The organism is Gracilibacillus phocaeensis, from assembly GCF_900626275.1.
Lineage (GTDB): Bacteria > Bacillota > Bacilli > Bacillales > Amphibacillaceae > Gracilibacillus > Gracilibacillus timonensis.
In genome coordinates, this window is the sequence record NZ_LR131141.1 from 109,606 (window position 1) to 134,219 (window position 24,614).

The following is a 24,614-nucleotide window of genomic DNA, read 5'->3' on the forward strand; positions in this document are numbered from 1 at the left end:
GTAAAGTTTCCTTAAGGAGGCGAATATGATGTTTCACCAATTAATATTTCAAGCATATAAAAAAATAGTATGGCTTTTTTTCTCGATGTTTTCATCGTTTCATACCATCAATAAATTAGATATGACCATTCCTAAACATATTGCAATCATCATGGATGGGAATGGAAGGTGGGCAAAGAATAGAGGTTTTCCAAGATCCATTGGGCATTATGCAGGGATGCTGGCATTAAGAAATATCATAGAGGACTGTCATAAAATGGGACTTAAACATTTAACGCTGTATGCTTTTTCCTCAGAAAATTGGAAACGCCCCGGAGGAGAGGTAGATTATTTAATCAAGGATTTACCATCGGAAATTTTCAAAAGTGAAATATTGAAGGTTTATCATAAAAAGAATATAAAGATAAATTTCATTGGAGATATAAACAGCCTGCCACCTCAAACCGTGGAATTATTAAAAGTAGCAGAAAAGAAAACATCTAAAAATAATGGTATGCATGTTCATTTTGCATTAAACTATGGCGGAAGAAAAGATATTCTTCAAGCGGCTAAACAGATACTAATCAATGAATCAAAGGAAACCATCCTTAATATATCAGAAGAGACATTTACAAATTATTTGTATACCAAAGGGGTGGAAGACCCTGAATTAATCATAAGAACGGGTGGGGATTTGAGAATAAGCAATTTTCTGCTCTGGCAGATTTCTAGTTCTGAGATTTGGTTTACAAAAAAGTATTGGCCCAGTTTTAATGCAAAGTTATTGATGAAGGCAATGGAAGAGTATGATATTCGTAAAGCAAAATAGCTTCAAAGTCTCTTCTATGCTAAAAAACAATAGCCCTAATAGAATCAATTGTCATCAAACAATGGCTTCTTTTAGGGCTATTCACGTTTTGTATCTTGCTTATTGTTTTTCCTTCACTTCCTCTATTTTATCTAACAACTCCTGCGCTCTGTGTTCGTATGTGTGTTTGGTTAAAAGATGGCGATACCCAGAGGAAGCAATCGTTTGTGCCTCATCGAGATGGTTTAAATAATAATCTGCCTTTTCCAATAGATCGTTATGGTTATCGAAAAGCACGAGATGTTTGTCCGGAGTAAATATTTCTTCCATTTTTGGCACGTAATCACTAAGGACAAGGGCGCCACAGCCAACCCCTTCAAAAAGTCGCATATTAAGGCTTTTGATATGATCAGCGGTATGGTTAACAACTAGTTTGCTGTCACGGTAAGTCGCCGCTAATTCGTCTAAGAAAACACGTTTATGAAAAGACATTTGGTAGGTAGACTGGAATTGTTCCTTTAGACGAGCAATTGCCCGCTTGCGCCGTTGATAATAGACAGGATCTAACGTACCTACAGAGGAAATGTCAGTAGGTCGATCCATTAAGGTTTTGCTGTTATTAAAGACGTCTTTGGCCATGGCAAATGGAAAGAAATGTACGGGCACTACAAAATGCTTTGCCAAATGTAAGGAATGTGCCATTAAGATAAGGTCAGGCTTATATTGTGCCGCTAATTGTCTATTGGTGACTAAACGATTTTCACCGTGGTGAACCCAGAAGAGTTTCGGAATGGTTACCTGATTGATATGTTTGACGCGTACAGGTGGTTTGGAAGGACTTTCTACAAATAATACTGCGAGGTATTGTCTCCAGTCAACTTGATTAAAGTCAATACTATCTTGAAATACATCGACATGGATTCCGATTGCGCGCAACCCTTCCTCTAGATATCGACCAGGCGTGAAATTTGTCTTGCCGTAACACATGAGTATTTTACGCTTTTCCACTTTGTCGATACAGTCCTTTCTGCATAAAAGCTGTTATCTTGTTTAGTGTATGGTTCAAGTGGAAAAGCGTATGTTTATCTGTCTTTAGATCAGAGAAGATGGGGGTTTTTCTGTTAAAATAGTCACCACTTCATCTAAAAAGTCTTGCGCTCGCTGCTTGGTGGAATGGCGATGTTGTGATAAATACATGCCATTGTGCGCAATCATTTGCCTTTCTGCTTCATTTTCTAAGTAATAATCCATTTTCTCTTCAAAATCTTGTTCATTAATGGAGACAAAGTTTACACCTGGTATAAAACCTAAATCACCTAATTCCTTGGAATAAGGTGCTAACAGAAGCGTGTTACACGCCGTAATTTCAAAGTATTTCATTAATGGATATTTGAAAACAGAGTCACAAGTGAGGCTGATTTTGGCTCGGTTTAATTCTTTGGCATAGCTAGTACCCACATAGACGTTATTCTCTTGCTGTTGGACATTACGATAACCTGGATGAGAGTGATAGACAAATCCAGGGCGCCTGTCCAGACGTTTTTGCATTAAGACCCGAAGAGGATAATAGTCTTCTAATAAAGATCCCATCATTAATACATCGATGTCCTTATTCTGGTGATAGTCACAATAAATATCACTATGGGCGTGGTGAGGCAACCAGTGCATCTGTTCTGAGAATTCAGGATACCATTGCAGAAACTTATCACGATAATAGGTGAAAATATGCTGAACTTCCTCTTTTTTCAGCATCGCCTTTCGGTAAGGTTTCTGATAGTGGAGATCATGAAGGCCTACAGCGAATGGTAGCTTCAGTTGTTTTAGGTTTTTTACAACAGGAGAGCCATTTTCCAGGTAATCGTTAATGTAAATAAAGTCTGGTTTTTCCTCCATTTCTGCAACCAGTTTGTTGATATCCCCTGACTGGTGTGTGACATGTAGATTGGTTAACTTGCCCAATTCCTCGATAAAGTAATGGGAGGCGGGCACGATGTATTCACGATCATTTCGAGTAACAAATAAAATTTTTAATTTCTTCATGATCACGCTTCCTTACTCTTAAAGATAAAGTCCCTGTTGGAAAGGTGCAACAAGCTTTTTTTGATACATTTGCTGGTACTGTCGCATCGTGTCAACAATATTCTCTTGATTCGTGGTGATTTGCTGTTCAAGTGAAAGAATTTTATCAGCAAGCTGGTTGTCGTCTGTTGCAATGACCATATCACTTAAATCAATCGAAGCAGCAAAGTCATATATTTTAAAACGATAGCCTAGAGCGATAAATGGAACCTGTGCAGCTAATGATAAATAATTAGCATGTAATTTAAAATTAATGGTGAAGGAGAAGCGATCCATTAATGCTATTAAATCATCTTGATAGTAGATTTTTTCATCTAAGGTAATCGCCTGTTGGTTGGATATTTTTTGACAGAGACGTTTCGTTACATCTAGATCAGCCTGCCATACGAGATAGAAATAAATCTTATAACCTTTGGCAATTAATTGATTTAAGGCAGAAGCTAGACGATTCTCCAGTGTGATTTCATCATAACCATAGATATTCTGATAGGAAGTTCCCCAGTTAACACCAATTATATTCTCTTTCTGTTCTTTAGTAGCCCCCTTTTCCAATAAAAAGGCAGAATCACCGCTGACCACCTCAATCGAATCGTTAATACCACATTGTTGCAATACTTGATGGGTAAGTGGACCTCTTACGCCAGTCCAGACACTTTCCTTGAAAACAGTGGACGTTTTTTGTTTTAACTCTTTCGATGCTTGCCATGTGATTGGGGCATCGAGGGCGATATAAGATTGTGGCACCCAATCTATTCCTGAGCCCCAGATCATCACCTTCTTATTTAGTTGCAAGGCCCGATAGAGGGTTTCTATAATATAGGGCTGAATCAATTGATCTGGCCCGCTAAGAATCGAGCCGCCACCAAGTACGATTAAATCATAGTCCGCAATACGTGCATTATCGAGGTATCTTTTTTCATTATTCACGGTATCTAGCTTATAGTCCTCTCCTAATTGAGAAAATTGCTGTTTAAATAAATCAAACATGAGTTCGTCACCTAAATTGTGATAACCAATCCAGCCAATATATAACACATGTTTCATAGGACAACCTCCTGATATTATTGATCTTTTTCCTTGAGTTTAGCTAAGCAGGCATCCTTCCATTGTTGTGCCATATCGCTTCCCACTCCTTTTAAAACGAGATAGTCCGGATGATCTTCGCCTAGTGTTAAGCATTGATCAAAGCTTGTTAAGGCGCTGGCATACGCTTCTTGTTCGAATAAGATACAACCTTTGTAATAATGTAAGTCGACATAATCAGGATATAATTGCAGTGCCTTCTCAATACCGGTTAATGCCTGATCTAAACTATTGGTACGCAACAGGATGTCATATTTCATTTTATATAAAAGGGCTGGTGGTTTTTTACCAGATAAGAGAAACTGTAATAAGGATTGATTAATGTAGTCAAATGCCTCTTGATAATCTTGCTCGCGATAATATTCACTCGCCAAATGATATTCCGTCCAAGGGTTGTGCTGGTCATTGACATATTCTTTCTTTAATAATTGTTTATTGCGTTTTGCCTTGTTTTTGCGTTGTTGTATTTCTTGAATATAGCCAAAATGATGGATGGAGAGATCTGGATAAGTAATGATGGTTTCACTAGGAATTTGAAGTGTCTCATGAATGCGATCGACAAAACGAATCGCCTGATGATTACGAAAAAGGCGAGGCTGGTAGTATAAATAAGCCTGCTGATTCATATCTTCTAATTGATCTCCGATGTAATTAATGACAGGAAGTGAGAGAGCTAGTGCCTTGGTAGTTTGTAAGGTTTCCGTTAAATTAGTTGTCTTGCTGTGATCTAATTGTTCGTCCGCATCTAACCACAGAATCCAGTCCCCTGTTGCTTGCTGCAAACCATAATTTCTCGCATTGGCAAAATGGTCATCCCAGGTATAAGGGAAAACTTTTGCCTCAAAGGTATCGCAAATAGAAAGGGTTTGATCGGTTGATCCTGTATCGACAATAATCATTTCATCGACTAATGACTGAACACTTTCCAAGCATTTTTTTATAAACGCTTCCTCGTTTTTAACGATCATACACAAACTAATCGATACTGGCTGTGTCATGCTTGCCACTCTCCTTCTTCCAAAGTGAACCTGATACATTTTGATCAACCCATGGTACGTAAGAGGGGGATTGATTAATAATAGGTATGGCCTGATAGTGGTTTAGTAAATGATTGACAATCGTTAGACATTGTTGTTTGTCTGGAGCCAATTGAAAACGATGAACAGTAAGTAGTTTTTTAAAACGCAGCAATTGCTGCTGTAATGCTTCATTATCGGATGGATCAGGATCGGGTGTATTAGGAAGAAGATTTAGTTGTGAATCTAACAGATTTTTTCTTTTCAAGAGGTGGTGGTGGAGCTCTCCAATCACGTGGAGAGAACACACTAATTGTTTTTCTATTTGCTTTTTTTCTTGTGTGGAAAGGTTATCGTTGGTTAACTCTTGCAAATATCGGAATAGAAAATGTAAGAAGGCTAAGGTGTATGCGGTATAGTTGGCCTCACTTCTGCAAAAGTCTTGTTGGATAGTTGATCGTACAGAGCTCATCTTACATTTCCTCCTTTGATTATCGTTATTTTTTGGGATGATGATCATGACCCTTGTGTTTAGCAGGTCTGTCTTTAGAACGGAGTTGTTCATGGAAATTATTGCAGTCCGGCTTTTTCGGTTTTTGTTTACCTTCGTCACAACCGCAGTCGTCTAGATCTGCAACATCTTCGAGCTTAAACTGGAGTAACATTTGCGATTTAACTACCGTTCGCAATGTTTGGTTTACACTATGATTTATTTTTACGTAGTCTTGCAGGCAATGATCATGGTTTTTTAAGAAAGCTTGAAGTTTTTCTCCTTCGGCATTTAATATATGGGATAAGCCAATTTCTTCAAGTGCAATAGATGATAATAGTAAGTCAATGGTTTCACAACGGGTTAAGGATACGGTTGGTGTAATGTTAGGGATATTTGGCATTGACATCTTTTTTCCTCCTTGCTTTATCAAACACTACTTTCTTTTGTTAGAAAAAGTAGGCTCTTATCTGCATTTGATTTATCTTACGTCTCTTACGTTGATTTAGTGAACAGTTTATCGAGAAAATTTTTCTTGAATAAAAGTCCAGGTTATTCCAAGATATCGATAATGTTTTTTAACTTGGTTTGTAGTAATAATTCTTTCTTTAGGACCACCTCTAAGGTGGACTGGACATTATCATTAATGCTTAGTAAATCATCTAATTCGACCATTGTATTAGGCGGGGTTGTTAGCGTGCCTAGTACATACTGGATTTTTTCTCCTTCGGCATTAATAATATGTGCTAAGCCTAGTTCTTCTAAGGCGATCGAAGCTAACAAGAGATTAATCACATCATCTCGGTCAATGGAAATCTCGGGTGTAATATTAGGAATATTCGCTTGTGACAAGTGGTTTTCCTCATTTCTTTATGGATTTGTTATTGCGGTACCATTGTATGTATGGGATAGGCGGGCTGTTCCTTAAATGGGCAGGAGTCTACTTGTTGGGATCGCAAAAGGTGATAAAACAACGATCGATAAAATGGTTATTTAATCAAAACAAGAGGCTGAAGCAAAATATTGCTCCAGCCCGATGAATTATGCGATTTGATTGATAGACCAATAAATTCCTTGTTGATCTGTACCGCCTATGTCTAAGGCGATGGTTAAACCATCTGCTACATAGAACAGTCCAATCTCATCCCCAGCGCTAAGCTGAGCTTCTCCTGCTAGGGTTACGGTTCCGTTTCCTAATACAGCTCTTAAGCTGAGGACTAAGGCTACGTTTACGTTCAATACAGGGAATAACCCGGTTACCAAAGTTGTAGTTGTTGGTGTAATTCGACGAACTTCAAAAGCTGGATTTACTCCCGCTCCAAGGTCAACGGTAATTGCGGCAGTTGTTTGATAGTTTATCGTTGCACTGATGGAATAGCGACCTGTTTCAGGTACTGTGAATATACCATCTGGTGCGTTGAAGCTAGCGTTAGGGTATCCTGGATCTGCCGTAGTAAAGCCTTGTATTTGTATAGATTCATCTATTGATAAGGTTCCAACTCGTGCGGAGAATCCATTTTCTGCAAACGCAGGTCCGGTAGCGCCGGTAGGTCCAGTAGCGCCGACAGCTCCAGTGGCCCCGGTAGGTCCCGTAGCTCCAGCCGGTCCGGTAGCGCCGGTAGGTCCCGTGGCTCCAGCCGGTCCAGTAGCGCCGGTAGGTCCAGTGGCTCCAGCCGGTCCGGTAGGTCCCGTGGCTCCAGCCGGTCCGGTAGCGCCGGTAGGTCCAGTGGCTCCAGCCGGTCCGGTAGCGCCGGTAGGTCCAGTGGCCCCGGTAGGTCCCGTAGCGCCAGCCGGTCCCGTGGCCCCAGCCGGTCCAGTAGCGCCAGTAGGTCCCGTGGCCCCAGCCGGTCCAGTAGCGCCGGTAGGTCCCGTAGCCCCAGCCGGTCCGGTAGCGCCGGTAGGTCCAGTAGCCCCGTCGGCTCCAGTAGCGCCGATCGGTCCCGTAGCCCCGACAGCTCCAGTAGCGCCGGTAGGTCCAGTGGCCCCGGTAGGTCCCGTAGCCCCAGCCGGTCCAGTAGCGCCGGTAGGTCCCGTGGCTCCAGCCGGTCCGGTAGCGCCGGTAGGTCCCGTGGCTCCAGCCGGTCCGGTAGCGCCGGTAGGTCCAGTGGCTCCAGCCGGTCCAGTAGCGCCGGTAGGTCCCGTGGCTCCAGCCGGTCCAGTAGCGCCGGTAGGTCCAGTAGCGCCAGTAGGTCCAGTGGCCCCAGTAGGTCCAGTAGCGCCGGTAGGTCCAGTGGCCCCAGCCGGTCCAGTAGCGCCGGTAGGTCCCGTGGCTCCAGCCGGTCCGGTAGCGCCGGTAGGTCCAGTGGCTCCAGCCGGTCCAGTAGCGCCGGTAGGTCCAGTAGCGCCAGTAGGTCCAGTGGCCCCAGTAGGTCCAGTAGCGCCGGTAGGTCCAGTGGCCCCAGCCGGTCCGGTAGCGCCGGTAGGTCCAGTGGCTCCAGCCGGTCCAGTAGCGCCAGTAGGTCCAGTGGCCCCAGTAGGTCCAGTAGCGCCAGTAGGTCCAGTAGCTCCCGGATCACCGGTAGCCCCCGTAGGTCCAGTAGGTCCTGGATCACCAGTAGGTCCCGTAGGCCCCGTAGGTCCAATATCTCCATTAGGCATAATCCTTGTCACACGTTTTAGTTTGTCATCAAGAATTAATTCTTTTTTCATTGCAGTAGAAAGCATATCTTGGACACTCTCGTTTACCTCCATAATCTCATCCAATGAGGCTGGCATGGTTAAACCAGGTATCGTACCCAAGGCATATTGAATTTTTTCTCCTTCTGCATTAATAATATGAGAAATACCTAGCTCTTCCATGGCAATGGAAGCAAGTAATAAATTGATAACATCATCTCTTGAAACGGTAATATTGGGAGTAAGATCGGGAATATTAGGTAGAGACATTATCATTCTCCTTTCATAAAAAATAAGCTTTAAGAAACATGACCATTTAAGCAAACGTACGATTATCCACCTAAATGTTATGCTCTTCTTCAATATATTCTGAAGACAATCATCGGTATAGACTGATTGCTATTATTCGATACTTTCTTGTAAAAACAGGCATTCTAGCTAGTTACGCTTAAAGAGATTAATTAATGACGAAAATAAAAACAGCCGGTTGTATATTCGACTGTTTAAAAATAATAAGAAAATTATATTTGCGATAATTATTTGGTGGACTAAGGTAAATATTACATTGTCTTATAGCCATGTGCTTTAACAAAAAGACTCATCGCAATAATAAATCCAACCACTCCAAAACAGAGTAAAATCACTTGAATCGAAACATCTATAGCAATAAGCCCAGTAACTACGCCGTATGAAATAGGGTCAAACCCGTTCATAGCAAGAAAAACAATACTCATCACCCTTCCCATTAAGCGATTTTCAGTAATCTCTTGAACGGCTGTAAAGAATGGAATAAACACAAAGGACATAGCAAAGCCAATAAAGAAAACCAAGGCAGTAAGCAAAAATAAGTTAGGCACCTGACTGAAGACTATGAAGATGACTAAAGATGTCAGTAAGCCTATCAAAGAAACGAGTCCCTTACGTTTAATCATCACAGAGCCTAATATGGTGGTTCCCAGGATCATGCCTACTCCCAAGCTCACTTCCATATAACTTAAATTCAACGGACTGCCGCCATGAAGGTCAACTAGTAATGGAATGGCGATATGCAAGGTGCCAAACACAAAAAAGTTTAGTGTTATTAATACGAGTAGTCCTACCAATAAGAACTGTGACCTTAGCACATAGGCCAATCCTTCTTTGAAATCCTGCAGTGGATTTTGTTCAACCTCGTTTTCTACAGCAGCTTCTTTAATAAAAGGTGGAAAAATAATAACTGCCGATAATGATACAAGTATAGTAGCTATAAGATAACTGGTGGCTACGCCGGCATATTCCATGGCAGCTCCTGCTAATATAGGACCAATAACAAAAGAAATCTGATCTACCCCTTGAAAAAAAGCATTCGCTCGCTGAAGTTGGTGTTTTGGTACTATCTTAGGGATCATGGAAGAACTAGCAGGACCAAAGAAGGCATCCAGCATACCAAATACACCAGCAATCACTAATAAAATAACAAAAGTCATAGATCCATTATTTACAAGAAGGTAAATGACCAAAAGTAAAAAAGCCTGCGATAAGTTGGTCGCAAACATAATCGTTGTTTTCTTATATTTATCTGCAAGTACACCCCCATAGATCATCATGACGAGCCTGGGTACGGTTGCCACGATTAGTACGATTCCTAGTGAACTGCTGCTGCCAATGTCCGTGACAACGTACCATGTCGTTGTGGTTAAAAACATGCTGAAGCCAACGACAGCAAAAATTCCTGCTACTAGCAACAATACAAAGGTACGATTGCGCATTAATGGTGTTGTAGAATGTTCCATTTATTTTTCTCCTTTATCCTAGTTTCCATTGCCTGCATGGCCTTGTTGTTTGTTTATGTTAAATTAGGTGGTCATTTGCGTTATAATAAAAGGGAAATAATTGTTCCAAACAATAACCTACCTACCGTTAGTTTGTTATTCAAAAATTATATATCAATGAAAAATAAAAGTCAAAGGAGATTATGAATGAAAACAAAAGATGTTATTCTCAAAGTAAGTGTCGAATTATTTTCATTATATGGATATGAAGGTACTACTCTAGCAATGATTGCCAAGGAAGTAGGGATAAAAAAGCCTTCCTTATATGCCCATTTTAATAGTAAAGAAGCCTTGTTTTTGGCTGTTCTTGATCAAATGTCAGCCGAGTACGAAACATTTATTCAAGCTGCTATTGAAAAGGAGAAAGATTCTGGTGCTTCCAGCCAATTATATGCTATATTGCAGGCCTATATATTAGAATTACCTAAAGATGAAGCAGGAATGAATTTCTATAATCGTTTCTATATTTATCCTCCAACAGGATTAGAAGAGAATGTAAAGCGCTATGTAATAGAAGGTGATCAAGTAGTGAAATCAGGGATACATACAATTATTGAAACAGGAAAGCAACAGCAGCAAATTAGAAAAGATTACACAACTTCACAAATGACACATACCTTTTTTTATCTATTAGAGGGTCTATATAATGAAACAATGCTTTATGCGGAGGAAGATATTACATGCCATATGGAACAGGTGTGGGAGATGTTTTGGAATAATATTATGCATCCTGTTACTGACAGTTAGTTTATGAAGAGGGGCTACACTCAGATGATGTGGTCCCACGATCATGTTCGTTCCACAACATCAACTAGGTCACTTTCAGGTTGAAATAATGCTATTTAGTAATTAATTATGCTACAATGTAAGCACTTACGATTATAAATGCGTTACATAAAAAGACTACATCAAACTAGGCGGTCTTTGTGGAATGCATTTAATGGTTCATGCATCCAGCTGACATTATCGGACAAGCGATTCATTTCATGGAGGGAAGAAAATGAAAATTTTAGACAAGTATGATTTAACGAACAAAGTATCGATTATAACAGGGGGAGCAACCGGCTTAGGAAAAGCTATGGCCGAAGCTTTAGCACAAGCGGGTTCTAAGATTGTGATTGCTGATATTGATGTATCGAAAGCAGAGGAAACGGCGAAACAGTTCAGTGAAGCAGAAGGTGTTGAATCATTAGCCATACAAACAGATGTAACTAATGAAGAACAGGTACAGCAGATGGTCGATCAAGTGGTCGAACGCTTCGGTCAGATTGATGTGTTGATTAATAATGCTGGTATTGTTATGAATGAAGAAGCAGAAGAAACCTCGCTTGAAAATTGGCAAAAAGTAATGAATATCAATGTAAATGGTGTTTTTATTACGGCAAAATTAGTGGGTAAACAAATGATCAAGCAGCAAAAAGGATCCATTATCAATATTTCTTCTATGTCTGGCTTGGTCGTAAACACACCACAGTATCAAGCCTCTTATAACACGTCTAAGGCCGGGGTTATTATGTTGACGAAAAGTCTGGCAATGGAGTGGGCTAAGCATAATATCCGAGTAAACACGATTGCTCCAGGATACATGGAAACAGAATTAACGAAGAAATTTTTTGAGCAAGGAGGAATAACGGAAACATGGATGGGAATGACGCCGATGGGCAGACCAGGACAGCCTGAAGAACTAGGCGGTATTGCACTGTACTTAGCGTCTGAAGCTTCTTCTTTTGCAACAGGTTCCGTTTTTACGATTGATGGGGGTTATACTGCATTATGATATCGCAGACTTTCTTGTCTTCTTCTGATGAGGCATTTGGCAAATAAAACTTGCGTTGTTTAAAACCACAATAATAAGGAATAGTAATAATGTGACAACACAACACGAATTTTTACTAAGGAGGTTTTATTGTGGCAAAAGTTGCGATAGTTACCGGATCAGCAGGAGGATTAGGCAAAGGAATCGCACAAAGGTTGGGGAGAGACGGTTTTCGCATTGTCTTAAATGATATAAATAAAGACATGTTAGAAGAAACATTAAAGGAATTTGACGAGGTGGGAATCGAGACCATCGCGGTAAAAGGCGATGTTTCTAAAAGAGATGACCAATTTAACTTGGTTGAACAGGCAGTCAAAGAGTTTGGACAATTAGATGTGTTTGTGAATAATGCGGGGATTGATGCCGTATCGCCTTTCTTAGATATTGATGAAGATGAGCTGTCTAAGTCATTTGCGATTAATGTAAATGGAACGGTATTTGGTACCCAGGCAGCTGCAGAGCAATTCAAAAAACAGCAATCAAAAGGCAAGATCATCAATGCTTGTAGTATTGCTGGACATGAATCCTATGAAATGTTAGGTACTTATTCAGCAACGAAACATGCGGTACGTTCTTTTACACAGACAGCGGCAAAGGAATTGGCTGCAGATAATATTCGCGTGAATGCTTACTGTCCAGGTGTTGCTGGAACCTCAATGTGGGATCGTATCGATAAGGAAATGGTGAAATATTACGATAATATGGAACCCGGCGATGCCTTTAAAAAATTCTCTGAGGGTATTTTGCTAGGCCGGCCGCAGGAGCCAGAAGATGTGGCTAATTTAGTCTCCTTTTTGGCTTCAGATGATTCTGACTATATTACAGGTCAATCCATCCTTACCGATGGTGGGATCGTATTTAGGTAAACATAAGTATGATTCAAATCGTTTGATGAAAAGGATCCGTCGGTAATTTTGCGGCAACAATGCCAACACCGACACTAAGAGGAGTTCGAGGCACCATTTTTATTGAACAACCTCTATGGAGCGCACAAATACCCAAGCTAATCAACTGGTGAAGCTTGGGTATTTGTGCGATATTTCATGTTATACTCCGTGTGCTACTAATGGTAAAATAATAGAAGCAATCTAAAAAGGACAGAAGAAAGGAGAACCTATGACAAATTTAACAACGAATCAAGCACAATTTATCTATCAAGACAAACCGATAACCATCGTATCTGGAGCTATTCATTATTTTCGGGTGGTGCCGGAATATTGGCAGGATCGTCTGGCTAAACTGAAGGCCTGTGGGTTTAATAGTGTGGAGACATATATCCCTTGGAATCTTCATGAACCCCAAGAAGGTCAATTTTATTTTGAAGGTATGGCAGATTTGACTGCTTTTATTGAATTGGCGGAAAAACAAGGATTATTTGTGATCTTAAGACCTACCCCTTACATATGTGCAGAATGGGAATTTGGTGGACTTCCGTCATGGTTATTAGCAGATAGGAATATGAGGCTGCGCTCCTCATTCCAGCCATTTTTAGAAAAGGTAGACGCTTACTTTGATCGTTTATTACCACTCCTTAAACCATATTTATCAACAAATGGTGGTCCAGTCATAGCGATGCAGATCGAAAATGAATATGGTAGTTTTGGAAATGATACCGCATACCTAGAATATCTAAGAGACAGCATGCGCACCCGTGGGATGGATGTATTGTTATTTACCTCTGATGGCGCGGAGGATTCGATGCTTCAAGGTGGGATGATTCCTGATGTGCTTGAAACCGTTAATTTTGGTTCAAATCCAGTGGGATCGTTTACTAAATTAAGAGAATACCAGCGTCATCAGCCGGTGATGTGTATGGAATTCTGGAATGGCTGGTTCGACCATTGGGGGGAAGAGCATCATACCAGGGATGCAAAAGAAGTGGCTGATGTATTAGATGGTATATTACAAGAGGATGGCTCCGTGAATTTTTATATGTTTCATGGGGGCACCAATTTTGGCTTTTACAACGGGGCGAATCTGTTCGATACGTATGAACCAACGATTACAAGCTATGACAGTGATGCGCCACTGAATGAAGCAGGGGAACCAACCGAAAAATTCTATCAAATAAGAAACGTGCTTGAACGGCACTTTGAATTGCCCGGTTTGGTATTACCTGAGCCGATATCTAAACAGGATTATGGAGAAATTAGATTAGCAGAGCAAGCTTCTTTGTTTGCTAACTTGAAAAATATTAGTAAAGCCATTCTATCTAAGCATCCAAATACGATGGAACAAATCGGTCAGGATTATGGCTTTATTCTGTATCAAACGTTTATCCCGGGTCCTAGGGAGTCCGGTGATTTGACTTTACAGGAGGTACATGATCGGGCATTAGTTTTTGCTGATGGCGTGCTGCTAGACGTGGTCGAACGCTGGGATCCCAAAGGCGTACCGTTAACGATTCCAGAACAGGGGTTGGAGCTCGCTATTTTGGTAGAGAATATGGGCAGGGTTAATTATGGCCCACACTTATGGGATGAGAAAGGCATTACCGAGGGTATACGGATTGGTAATCAATTTCTTTACGACTGGACGATCTATCCATTATCGCTAACTGATTTAACGGGACTGGCTTATGATACTGGCGCAGATGAGCAAAGTCCAGCTTTTTACAGGGGCAATTTTCATGTAAAAGAAGCAGCCGATACCTTTGTTTCTCTTGAAGGTTGGACAAAAGGTGTTGTCTTTATTAATGGATTCAACCTGGGGAGATATTGGCATAAGGGGCCGCAACAAACATTGTATCTGCCTGGACCACTGCTGAGAGAAGGAGAAAATGAAATCATTATCTTTGAGTTACATCGCAGGGAATCGGATAAAATTAGCTTGAGAGACACTCCAGCCCTAGGCTAAACAGTGATCGTTCCCACTTAACAAGCTTCGTTCAGTAGAAACGAAGCTTGTTAAGTGAAAGTCTAGTTGACATAATACGAAACCGCCTGGAATCCGAGTGGAACTGTCCGGGAAGAATCCCAAACCGTCCGGAATACGTACAGAACCGTCCGCAAGCATATTGATCGTAGCAATGAATGGTACACGGTTCAGTATACGAGCGAAAGAAACTAAGCAATCATTGTGAAGTAAAGAACTGTCACATCGTTCTGGAATTGCTCTTGATATTATTCTAAGTTTCACTAACATGCCGTTTCTTCGGAAGTTGCACCGTAAATACAGTTCCTGTCTCGACTGTACTCTTAACAGTGATTTCTCCTTCATGTAACTGGACCACGTTGGCAGCAATCGACAACCCCAAACCAGAACCCTCTATCGCTCTTGTGCGGGAAGCGTCGACTCGATAAAAACGATCAAAAATTCTCTTTATTTCCTCTGATGATATGCCAATGCCACTATCTTCAAATATAATCGTCACTGCTTCTTCCGTTTCTCTCGCTTCCATCATAATACTGCCATTCTCTTTGTTATATTTAATAGCATTCGATAGCAGGTTGTCCCAGACTGTATGGAGCAAGGATGGGTCTCCATAAAAAACGATATCTGGAAGGGAATAACTGAGCATCATGCCTTTTTCATTGATCAGCCACTGATAATGACGAATTAATTCCTTTAATTGTTGATCAAGTTGGAACGATTTCTTTTTGAGGATATCCTGATCACGATCCAAGGACGCTAGCAGTAGTAATTGTTTTGTTAGGGAGGATAATCTTGTAATTTCTCCATTAATGATGTCGATATATTCCTTTCGATCTCGTTCATCTAACGAATGATCTTCCAATATATTGGTATAACCCTTGATGTTGGCTAATGGTGATTGAATGTCATGTGAGATATTGGAAATAAATTCTTTTCGTACATCTTCCATTTGTCCTAGTTTATTCGCCATCGAAGCAAAACTATTAGTGAGCTCTCCTAACTCATCTTTTCGTTTGCTATGAAGTGACACATCAAATGTACCATCGGCTATTTTTTTTGTTGCCTTGGTTAGTCTACTGATCGGCTTAACTAAGTACTTCGTGCTGAACAACACCAGCAAAACACTTAAGGTAATCGTTAATAATAATAGCCAAGCAAACAGCCAGTGCATTTCATTGAATAACAGCTTGATATCAGGTCGGATAAACAAGGCATAGCTTTCTCCTTGGTGAGTGATAGGAACGCCGATCGTATTCTGCAATTCATTCGCAAAAAAACCAGTGACAAAGGTTTGGTTAGGGAATTCGGCGATACCGTGATAGATAGAACCAGATAGTACGCGTTTTTTGGTTTGACCAGGCAGTGCAGTTTCACGAAAGGAGGAACCGAAAAATGTATCCTCTCCCTGGGCATCAACGAGGTATAATTGATAGCCGACTTGGGCGATGTTTTCTAAATAATCCTCAAGATGAACATCTGGATGGTTATCAATATAGGCAGTAATCGATTGAGCGATTTCTGTATTTTTTTGATCGTTGTCCGGTTTTAAGGCATGGTGATAATAAATGTTACATACAAGGAAAGCAATTACGCTGCTGATAATCATAATACAAACCGTCATTGCGACATATTTGATATAAAAAGATTTCATGATTGCTTTTCCACCAATGAGTATCCGATTCCTCGCACTGTTTTTATCTGGAAGTCATCGGTTATATCACGAAACCTTTCTCGTAATCGTTTGATATGCACATCCACCGTTCGATCATCTCCTTGAAAATCGATTCCCCAAATCTGCTCGATTAGTTGTTCTCTGGAGAAAACTTGCGAAGGGTGGGACATTAGTAAATATAACAATTCAAATTCTTTTAGCGGTAAAAGCAGCGTACGATTAAGCGTGAACACTTCATAACTTTTTTTGTCGATTTTGGTTTGTCCCATTTGAATACAGGACGTTTCATTGGTAGGAGTGTAACGCCTGAGCAGTGCCTTGATGCGATACACTAATTCTTTTGGTTCAAATGGTTTGACCAAATAATCATCCGTTCCAGCAAAAAAGCCTTGCTCCTTATCCTCAATCTGATTCTTTGCCGTCAGTAGTATAATGGGAATATCATAATGACTGCGAATTTCTCTGGTTAATTCATAACCATTCATAAATGGCATCATGATATCCACTACCGCTAGTTGACATGCTTGTTTTTTTAATACAGATAGCGCTTGTACACCATCTTGTGCCTGATGGACGATATAACCTTGCGTAGTCAAATGATGCTCGACAAACTTCAACATATGTTGGTCATCATCTACAATTAGAATATTGGTCATGTTTCATAACTCCTATGTTTGTTTATTTTAGGTCAGCGATCTAGGGATTTTAAGCTGATACATTATCACATCTGTTCTTATCATATTAACATAATTTCCCGTCTTGCATCTCCACGACGTGATCTGCATAAGATAACGTATCGGAATCATGGGTAACCATCAAGGTGGTGATGTCCAATTGTTTCGTTATATCACGAATTAAGTTCATAGCTTCGGTAGATCGTTTGGAATCAAGGCTTGCCGTTGGTTCATCAGCGAATAATACCTGGGGTTGATGAATAACGGCACGGGCAATCGCTACCCGCTGTTTTTCTCCGCCGGATAGGGAGGAGGGATAAGCGGAAGAACGATGTTGCATGTCTACACGTTCAAGTAGCTGTTCGACTGCTTGAGCTTGTTGTTTTTTGTTTTGTTTCGTAATCGCTACCTCTAACATAAAAGTCAGTTGCTCTGCTACTGTTAAGAAAGGGACAAGGTGGGCAAATTGAAACACAAATCCAAATTGTTCAGCCCGAATTTTCCGCACTTGATCAGGGTTTAAGCTGGTCAAATCTATAGAGTCAAAATAAATATGACCGCTAGTAGCTGGCTGCAGACCTGCAGCAATGGTAAGCAGTGTGCTTTTTCCAGATCCGGAAGCCCCGGTAAGTGCTGTGATGCCTCCTCGTGGCAGAGCAAGGTCAATTCCTTTGATGATTTCTTCTTCTACCTCTCCTGTTTTAAATGTCTTATGGATATTTGATAATGTTAAAATCGACATGTTAATTCTCTCCTTGTTGAATGGCTTGTAAGGGGGCGGCTTTTCGAATTTGAAGACCAGAAATGGTAGCCCCTAAGAAACCTATGATCAAAAAGATGATTGAAAGCTGCAAAGTGGTAACACCGGTTAAATGAAATGGCATTCCGTTTGGAGCAAACAGATTAAACAATTGGCTGAAAATGGTAGAAAAAACCAGTGCGATGATCGTAATGAATAGCATTTGGCCCCAGATCATAGCAAACAAGGTCGTTGTCTTTACACCAATCGCTTTTAGAATCCCATATAGTCCCATCTTTTGGACATTCATCATATAAAAGAAAATTCCGAATAACAACCCGCTTATAACAATCAAAAACCAAATAATCATCGTGAGTGACAACTGTTCTGCCTGGTAACTGGGAATGGTGTTGAGAAATTCTGACGGGGAGTACGCTTGCAAATTTTCGTCATCAATCGCCGCTTGATTATCTGGTGAGAAGATTAGTTGCATCTGATCGGTCTGATACATTTGCTGGTAGTCTTCTACATGCAGGTAAGCTACCGGTGCATGACTGAATTTACTTTCATCAACAAATCCAGTCACGGTAAAGTTTTGATCAGTTTGCTGGCTCGTAAGTGTATCACCTATTTGTATACCTTCTTCGTGCAAGGTTTGATCCAAGATCACATCTCCATCGTCTACTTGAACAAAATCATCCGAATTGGTTGACGTAACAAATGCTACGCTGTGTTGTTTATCTGTTTGATCATGTAAGAACCCCATTTGAATCGAAAAAGCTGTTGCCTGATTATCAGTGGTTATTTGTTGGTTATCGATACTTGATAGGTTATAATTATCCTCGGCGTCTGCTGACATATAGATGGTGCCATCTGGTAAATTTTTAATTAAGGCGGCATTGTCTTGGGAAAGCCCATTTGCCAGACCTGATATCATAAATGTTAATAAACTAACCAAAAAGACGATGGATCCCAATATTAAAAAACGTATTTTATTCTTTTTGATTTCTTTCCATCCTATTTTCATTTTCATACCTCCAATACCTTCCTTTCAAGTATACGATCGCTTTATGAATGAAAGATGAACAAAACGTTACAATCAAGAATAAAGCTATTATGTATAAAAGCCGGGTTGGAGGCATGGTCTAAATTATTTTTGTTAGTGTAATGGTTGATAAATAGTGTTAAAATAGAAGAATAAGTTGGCAAGGGCGTTTTTTGTCGTAAATTGGAAAAATAGGTGCAACATATTAAAATGGCAATCTACGTCATACATTCCATCGTAATGAGAGAGTTTTAGATAGTAGGGGGATCGCAAATGAACGGCTTCATGCGTTTTTTTTATCAGTTTGGTAATTGGTTGTTTAATATGATGTATTTACAAGTATTGTGGTATGGTTTTACAGCGATTGGTTTAGGAATATTCGGAATAGTGCCCGCCACACTGGCTACGGCTGCCGTCATACATAAATGGTTTAAAGAAGGTAGCGATATCTCGGTTTATAAAGTGTTTTGGCAAACATATAAGAAAGCGTTTTTGAAAGGGAATGGATTAGGTCTGATCTGGTTTGTTATCGGTATATTTTTTTATGCTGATTATGTAATTTCCAGAGATATGATTCAATCTTTTTATTTTCATATATTTATTGTTGTTATTATGGTGTTATATACGATCACTGTATTTCATTTCTTCGTTGTCTATAATCGATATGAGCTCACCTTTTTCCGTTATTTTAAGCAGACCGTTCTGATTGGGCTTATTCGTCCATTTGAGTCATTAGCGATGTTAATTGCTTTGTTTCCATTATATTACTTATACAATTTCTTACCTGTTCTAGTGATATTTATGGGTGTACCATTAACCCTTTATCCTCTGTTATGGTTCTCTTATCGAGCTTGTGTTGCTGTTGAAGAGAAGAGTGCAGCAATGCAAGAGTCAGACCCAGAACCGGAAGAAAATTAAACAACAGGTGCATGTGCAGGAGGGGACATGGTGATAAAGTCAAAATTATTTAAACAATATATATTTTCCTATTTTATTATGTTTTTTATACCTTTTGTTGTCATGTGTTCAATTATTTATTTGAACTCTGTTTCGGATTTGAAAGAGGAGATCGAGCAATCGAATATTGGTAAATTAGAACAAGTGGCCACAATTACAGATGAACGAATGCAAGAGTTGGATATGATCGCTAATCGAATTGCCTATGACCCGAGACTAACTCCTTATATGGTCCGACATCAATACTATAGTTCTGAGGCAATCAATGAATTAAGAAAATATAAGGCAAACAGTTCTATTATTGATGAGCTGATGATTTACTATCATGGAACGGATGCTATTTATTCATCAAAGGGTTCTTCTTCCTTGCAGCCTGCTTTTGAACAATATAATTGGGATGCGGAGATGATTGATGAGGCGATAGAGGCAAATGTACCTGTCACCTCCATTGTGGATGAGGAAGAGGGACAGAGTGGAAAATTTCAGTATATTAATTATTTTGTACCGATAACATTAGATAATAATAATAGTTATGGCACAGTTGCTTATGTTATTCGTGAAAGAACAATGAATGAGCTTATTGCCAATACGATGAATGATATGCGAGGTAATGCCTATATTCTGTCAGAGCATGATCAAGTTATTGCGGAAACGGCTAATGAGCAAGAGATTGACATATCAAATATAAATTTGGAAGAACGGACCTTTGGTGAAGTTAACAGCATAAAGCTAGATGGAGAGAGTTACTCGATGGCTGTTGTAGAATCAGAAGAGACAGGCTGGAAATTTGTTATCATGATGAAGAGTTCCCAGTTTTTTGAGCGATTATCCAATACGGTTATTGTCATGGTATTATTATGTGTGAGTCTGTTTATCATCGGAAGTGTATTAACTTTATTCTTGGCTAGAAGGCAATATCAGCCGATTCGATCGCTCTTTAACTCTATTAATAAGAATCGAAAAACAGACTCAAAAGGCATTAATGAATTAGAAACCATTAAACGAACGGTGACATCCGTATTTGAAGATCATGAAATGTTGAGTGAAACGATCTATAAACATCAAACCTTTGCCAAGGACCAGTTTTTAACGAAGATCATTAAAGGTGATTTTTCTACAGAAGAAGAGATTGATAACTATAACGAAACACTATATCTAGATATTGATGGGGATTATTATTGTTCTTTAATTGTATCGTTAGAAGAAAAACTATCTAACGAGGAAATTATAGAACGTGAAACCATTTATGAATTATTTACCAATGTCTCCACCAAGGATATAACAGCTTACGGTATTGACTTATTGAATATGGATGCTGTTGCACTAATTGTCAAATTTAAAGGCAATTTGCAAACTGCTGAAAAAAAACGTAAAGAATTTGTACAAAAAATGAATGATGAGGTCAAAGATGTTTTAGGATTCAAACCGATGGTGGGAGTGGGAAAGATTTACGATCGTAAAACAATGATTAACCGATCGTATATTGAAGCACTAGCCGCCTTGGATTATAAATATTTATACAGCGAGGGAAGTAACCTTTATTTTGAAGAGATGAAAGAGCATGAATTTGCTGTAGGGTATCCAAGGGAAGATTTATTGAAAATTATTCAAAGTATTAAACAAGGTGATAAAGAGGTTGCACAAGAAACCTTGTCTTCTATTTTTAAATCTTTTCAAAACAATAAGCAGTCTTTATCATTCTTAAGAGCAATTTGTTTCGATGTGATTAATACCGTCATTAAAACCATCACTGAAATGGGAATAAAACCATCTCGAGAAACCTATGAGCGAATCTTTGATTTTCGTTCATATGAACAATTACATCAGGAGTTATTCAAGCTAATGGAAACTGCTTGTAAAGAAGTGAATGAGAGTAAGAAGAGCCATAATGAGCAATTGAAAAACGATATTACTGATTACTTGAATAAGTATTTTATGTTATACGATCTTTCCTTGGAAAAAATCGCTATTGAGTTTCGCTTGTCCGCCTCTTATGTAAGCCGATTTATTAAAGAACAGACGGGCTACACTTTTAAGCAATATGTACAATATTTGCGAATGGAGGAAGTCAAGAAACAGCTGACTACTACGGATAAACCAATTAAGGCAATTGTAATGGATGTTGGCTATAAAGATGTTGCCAATTTCACCCGTAAGTTTAAAAATGAGGTAGGGATGACACCAGGGAAATACCGCCAATTTTATACAGAATAGTAAAACGAAGAGCTGCTGCAAAAGTAGCTCTTTTTCTTATACGAACTCAAAATTATTATACTTACAAGCATTAAAGTGCTTTTTATACTGTTTCTGCGGCGATTTACTTGTGTTAATTAATATAAAGCATGACTGTATTACACTTTTAACCCAAGGTATAATTTTTTTTCCTCGAACATCTTCTTCGTGGAATATTTTTCCGATATCTATTGTTTAGAACCTTTCTTTTTGTATAAATTCCACTTGAACACTGTCTGAAAGCATTAATTGAATAAGATTTCTTCCTTTATGTCAATAGAATCGTTTCTCTTCATGAGATGCAAATGATGATGGAGAGATAAACCCAACATCAGTCAATACATATAAAACATAAAAGGGTGATATCAATTATTACATATATATTTCGTTCTCACATATTTACACAGTGAAAAACAAAGACGAACTATAACTTTATACCTTTGTTTGAAGGTGAATGACAAATCTATTTACAAAATACATATTGAATGCATCGGCTAAACAAACGTATTATGTAAGCAGTTACAAAAATGGTGTGGAGGCTTATCACGCTAAAAGCATAAATAATTAGTCTATCATTTGGAAAGTGATAATGGTGTCCTAGCAAATGAATATGAACTTTTAAGGAGGTGAGTGTAGCTGTACGAAAGTAAATAACAAATATACAAGGGGGTATAAACATGAAGCATGGATTAATGATTTTGTTTATTAGTTTTTGGTGTTTTATTTTAATGGCATGTAATAGCAATGAGGACGTGGAAGGAGATTCGACAAGTGCAGAAGATTCCGCTTCAGAAGCAGAAGTAAATAAAGAAGGGTTCCCTATTGTGGACGAGGAAATCACTTTATCTATGATTGCTCCTGGTACTGGTCAAGAAGATTGGGAAAACATGGAGACTTTAATGGATTATGCAGAGATGACCAATATTCAATTCACTTATGATACGCCTCCAATAACAGATTTTCAAACAAAATTGAATTTAGCCTTTGCCAGTGGAGATATTGCTGATGTAATCTATGCGGCTGGCTCTGATAATCTCACTCCGGGAATGGAAGTGGACTATGGTCAACAAGGGATATTGATTCCGTTAGAAGATTTAATTGCAGATTATGCACCAAATATCCAAAGCATATTAGATGAAAATCCAAATATAAAAAAGTCAATCACTACGGTAGACGGCCATATTTATTCTTTACCACGTATTGCGGAAGGTGGCTCCTCGGCCCTTTGGATTAGAGGCCCTATGTGGTATAACGGTACATGGTTAGAGGCACTAGAGGTAGAAGAATTACCAAAAACAGTTGACGAATTTTATGATTTATTAGTTCGTTTTCGTGATGAAGATCCGAATGGCAACGGAGAAGCGGATGAAATTCCATTAATCGATGTTGAAATGGATAGTACTCGTCCTTGGTTGCTGCCGGCTTTTGGTATCAAAGAGTGGGGGATTGAAGAATTTGATGGGGAGGTGCATTATGCCCCAATTACAGAGAATTATAAAGAGTATTTGACATTTATGAATAAATTACATGATGAGAATTTACTTGATCACGAAACATTTTCTCAATCTGATGAGCAGAAGAAAGCAAAGGGACAAGAAAATAGATTAGGTGTTTTTCCTGACTGGTTCTCTTTCTTTACTACAGGTCAAGAAACAGAAGAATCGGTAAATAATCCTATGTTTTTTCCATTAACAAGCGAATGGTCAAAAGAACCTTTAATGCCTTTAAATACAGGGATTGGCCGTGGTACTTTTTCAATCACAAGCAATAATGAACATCCTGAAGCGACAATAAGATGGATAGATTACTTTTATACTGCTGAAGGCAGAGCTTTCTTAAACATGGGCCCTGAAGGAATTATGTGGGAACGTGGTGAAAATGGAGAAATTGTAGACTTAGATATTCCAGAAGGATATGACAGTAGAGAGGATTATCGAGCAACCATTACACCAGATTATGGGATAGCAGCACCAACCATTACTTATCCAATAGAAGGAATAGAAATAAACGATTTTGATAAATTTATTGAAGCAGAAACGGATGAGAAAATTGCACCTTATGGAGAGGTCGCTTTTCCAGAGGTTTATTTAACGAAAGATGAACAAGATGAGATTAATACTATTGAGGTGGATCTTGAATCATATGTACGACAAATGGAAGCGAAGTTTATTACAGGTGTGGAGCCGATTTCCAACTGGGAAAGTTATGTAGGTACTATTGAGAACATGAATATTGAACGTTACGTAGAAATATACCAAGCTGCTTATGATCGTTGGGCAGACAGTTAAATAAGCGAAAGAGACTAGCAATATGGTCTACTGCAAGTCTCTTTTTCTTGAAAATGGATTACTGCTAGACCAACAATTTTATTTTCTCAAAAATAATCTTGTAATAGTCATTTCATCAGTTGTTGACAACATTAACTAATCACCTGTATAAAAAAGATTGCTCATTAAAAACCATATATAGTCTGCACATTGACAGCTGGAAAACAAAAAACAGAGGAATTTTTGTTTTTCAGCCTTTCTAATAACATAAATGACAAATCATACATAAACAACAAATTTTACATATAGCAATATACATGAAAGCAGGTCATATATGGAAAACACAATCATACCAATCCTCGAAAGACAAGTCACAACAAGAAATACATATTGAATGGTCAAATGTAGCAAGGTATTATGAAAGCAATTACACAACTGCCGTTATCGCATTTTTAT

21 protein-coding genes are annotated in these 24,614 nt (G+C 39.2%); 8 read left to right on the forward strand and 13 right to left on the reverse strand.

What is annotated here, in order from left to right:
• The first annotated feature begins 28 nt into the window (after positions 1-28).
• A complete protein-coding gene (gene uppS / locus E0E32_RS01005) occupies positions 29-808 on the forward strand; it encodes a polyprenyl diphosphate synthase (protein WP_286171608.1) in 780 nt (259 codons plus the stop codon).
• 99 nt (positions 809-907) lie between these two features.
• On the opposite strand, the gene E0E32_RS01010 is transcribed toward uppS, so the two are convergent.
• The 9 genes from E0E32_RS01010 to E0E32_RS01050 form a co-directional block, all read right to left on the reverse strand.
• On the reverse strand, positions 908-1,795 hold the full coding sequence (locus E0E32_RS01010) for a CgeB family protein (protein ID WP_130858695.1): 888 nt from the start codon (positions 1,793-1,795) through the stop codon (positions 908-910).
• A gap of 84 nt (positions 1,796-1,879) precedes the next feature.
• Complete coding sequence (locus E0E32_RS01015) at positions 1,880-2,827, reverse strand: glycosyltransferase (RefSeq protein ID WP_130858696.1); 948 nt, start codon at positions 2,825-2,827, stop codon at positions 1,880-1,882.
• Between the two features lie 18 nt (positions 2,828-2,845).
• Entirely contained in the window at positions 2,846-3,910 is a 1,065-nt protein-coding gene (locus E0E32_RS01020; RefSeq protein WP_130858697.1) for a polysaccharide pyruvyl transferase family protein, read from the reverse strand.
• Between the two features lie 17 nt (positions 3,911-3,927).
• Positions 3,928-4,947, reverse strand: a complete 1,020-nt coding sequence (locus E0E32_RS01025; protein ID WP_066186834.1) for a glycosyltransferase family 2 protein — start codon at positions 4,945-4,947, stop codon at positions 3,928-3,930.
• Positions 4,925-5,437, reverse strand: coding sequence for a hypothetical protein (locus E0E32_RS01030; protein ID WP_130858698.1), 513 nt, complete (start codon positions 5,435-5,437; stop codon positions 4,925-4,927). Before E0E32_RS01030 ends, E0E32_RS01025 begins: the two co-directional genes overlap by 23 nt.
• Before the next feature lie 25 nt (positions 5,438-5,462).
• On the reverse strand, positions 5,463-5,864 hold the full coding sequence (locus tag E0E32_RS01035) for an alpha-helical endospore appendage domain-containing protein (RefSeq protein ID WP_235817440.1): 402 nt from the start codon (positions 5,862-5,864) through the stop codon (positions 5,463-5,465).
• A 143-nt stretch (positions 5,865-6,007) separates the two neighbouring features.
• Positions 6,008-6,307, reverse strand: a complete 300-nt coding sequence (locus tag E0E32_RS01040) for an alpha-helical endospore appendage domain-containing protein (RefSeq protein WP_066186838.1) — start codon at positions 6,305-6,307, stop codon at positions 6,008-6,010.
• A gap of 189 nt (positions 6,308-6,496) precedes the next feature.
• On the reverse strand, positions 6,497-8,341 hold the full coding sequence (locus E0E32_RS01045) for an alpha-helical endospore appendage domain-containing protein (protein WP_130858699.1): 1,845 nt from the start codon (positions 8,339-8,341) through the stop codon (positions 6,497-6,499).
• Positions 8,342-8,631: 290 nt separating this feature from the next.
• Entirely contained in the window at positions 8,632-9,843 is a 1,212-nt protein-coding gene (locus tag E0E32_RS01050; protein WP_066186843.1) for an MFS transporter, read from the reverse strand.
• A 186-nt stretch (positions 9,844-10,029) separates the two neighbouring features.
• Here E0E32_RS01050 and E0E32_RS01055 point away from each other — a divergent pair, with 186 nt between their 5' ends.
• The 4 genes from E0E32_RS01055 (at position 10,030) to E0E32_RS01070 (ending at position 14,554) form a co-directional block, all read left to right on the forward strand.
• Positions 10,030-10,629, forward strand: coding sequence for a TetR/AcrR family transcriptional regulator (locus E0E32_RS01055; RefSeq protein ID WP_066186846.1), 600 nt, complete (start codon positions 10,030-10,032; stop codon positions 10,627-10,629).
• A gap of 253 nt (positions 10,630-10,882) precedes the next feature.
• Positions 10,883-11,659, forward strand: a complete 777-nt coding sequence (locus E0E32_RS01060) for an SDR family NAD(P)-dependent oxidoreductase (protein WP_130858700.1) — start codon at positions 10,883-10,885, stop codon at positions 11,657-11,659.
• A 131-nt stretch (positions 11,660-11,790) separates the two neighbouring features.
• Entirely contained in the window at positions 11,791-12,564 is a 774-nt protein-coding gene (locus E0E32_RS01065) for an acetoin reductase (RefSeq protein WP_130858701.1), read from the forward strand.
• A 250-nt stretch (positions 12,565-12,814) separates the two neighbouring features.
• Positions 12,815-14,554 carry a glycoside hydrolase family 35 protein gene (locus E0E32_RS01070; RefSeq protein WP_130858702.1) on the forward strand — a complete coding sequence of 580 codons (1,740 nt, stop codon included), beginning with the start codon at positions 12,815-12,817 and terminating at the stop codon, positions 14,552-14,554.
• Between the two features lie 271 nt (positions 14,555-14,825).
• On the opposite strand, the gene E0E32_RS01075 is transcribed toward E0E32_RS01070, so the two are convergent.
• From E0E32_RS01075 to E0E32_RS01090, 4 genes are all read right to left on the reverse strand, one after another.
• A complete protein-coding gene (locus E0E32_RS01075) occupies positions 14,826-16,223 on the reverse strand; it encodes a sensor histidine kinase (protein WP_130858703.1) in 1,398 nt (465 codons plus the stop codon).
• Positions 16,220-16,900, reverse strand: a complete 681-nt coding sequence (locus E0E32_RS01080) for a response regulator transcription factor (RefSeq protein ID WP_130858704.1) — start codon at positions 16,898-16,900, stop codon at positions 16,220-16,222. The genes E0E32_RS01075 and E0E32_RS01080 overlap by 4 nt, the downstream gene beginning before the upstream one ends.
• 85 nt (positions 16,901-16,985) lie before the next feature.
• On the reverse strand, positions 16,986-17,660 hold the full coding sequence (locus tag E0E32_RS01085) for an ABC transporter ATP-binding protein (protein ID WP_130858705.1): 675 nt from the start codon (positions 17,658-17,660) through the stop codon (positions 16,986-16,988).
• 1 nt (position 17,661) lies between these two features.
• Positions 17,662-18,684 carry an ABC transporter permease gene (locus E0E32_RS01090; RefSeq protein ID WP_130858706.1) on the reverse strand — a complete coding sequence of 341 codons (1,023 nt, stop codon included), beginning with the start codon at positions 18,682-18,684 and terminating at the stop codon, positions 17,662-17,664.
• Positions 18,685-18,975: 291 nt separating this feature from the next.
• On the opposite strand from E0E32_RS01090, the gene E0E32_RS01095 reads away from it, so the two are divergent.
• The 3 genes from E0E32_RS01095 (at position 18,976) to E0E32_RS01105 (ending at position 24,179) form a co-directional block, all read left to right on the forward strand.
• Entirely contained in the window at positions 18,976-19,620 is a 645-nt protein-coding gene (locus E0E32_RS01095) for a YesL family protein (RefSeq protein ID WP_066186877.1), read from the forward strand.
• Positions 19,621-19,650: 30 nt separating this feature from the next.
• Positions 19,651-21,873, forward strand: a complete 2,223-nt coding sequence (locus tag E0E32_RS01100) for a helix-turn-helix domain-containing protein (protein ID WP_165444914.1) — start codon at positions 19,651-19,653, stop codon at positions 21,871-21,873.
• A 695-nt stretch (positions 21,874-22,568) separates the two neighbouring features.
• Positions 22,569-24,179 (forward strand): extracellular solute-binding protein, encoded by a 1,611-nt coding sequence (locus E0E32_RS01105; protein ID WP_130858708.1) that lies wholly within the window; start codon positions 22,569-22,571, stop codon positions 24,177-24,179.
• The last annotated feature ends 435 nt before the right edge of the window (positions 24,180-24,614 follow it).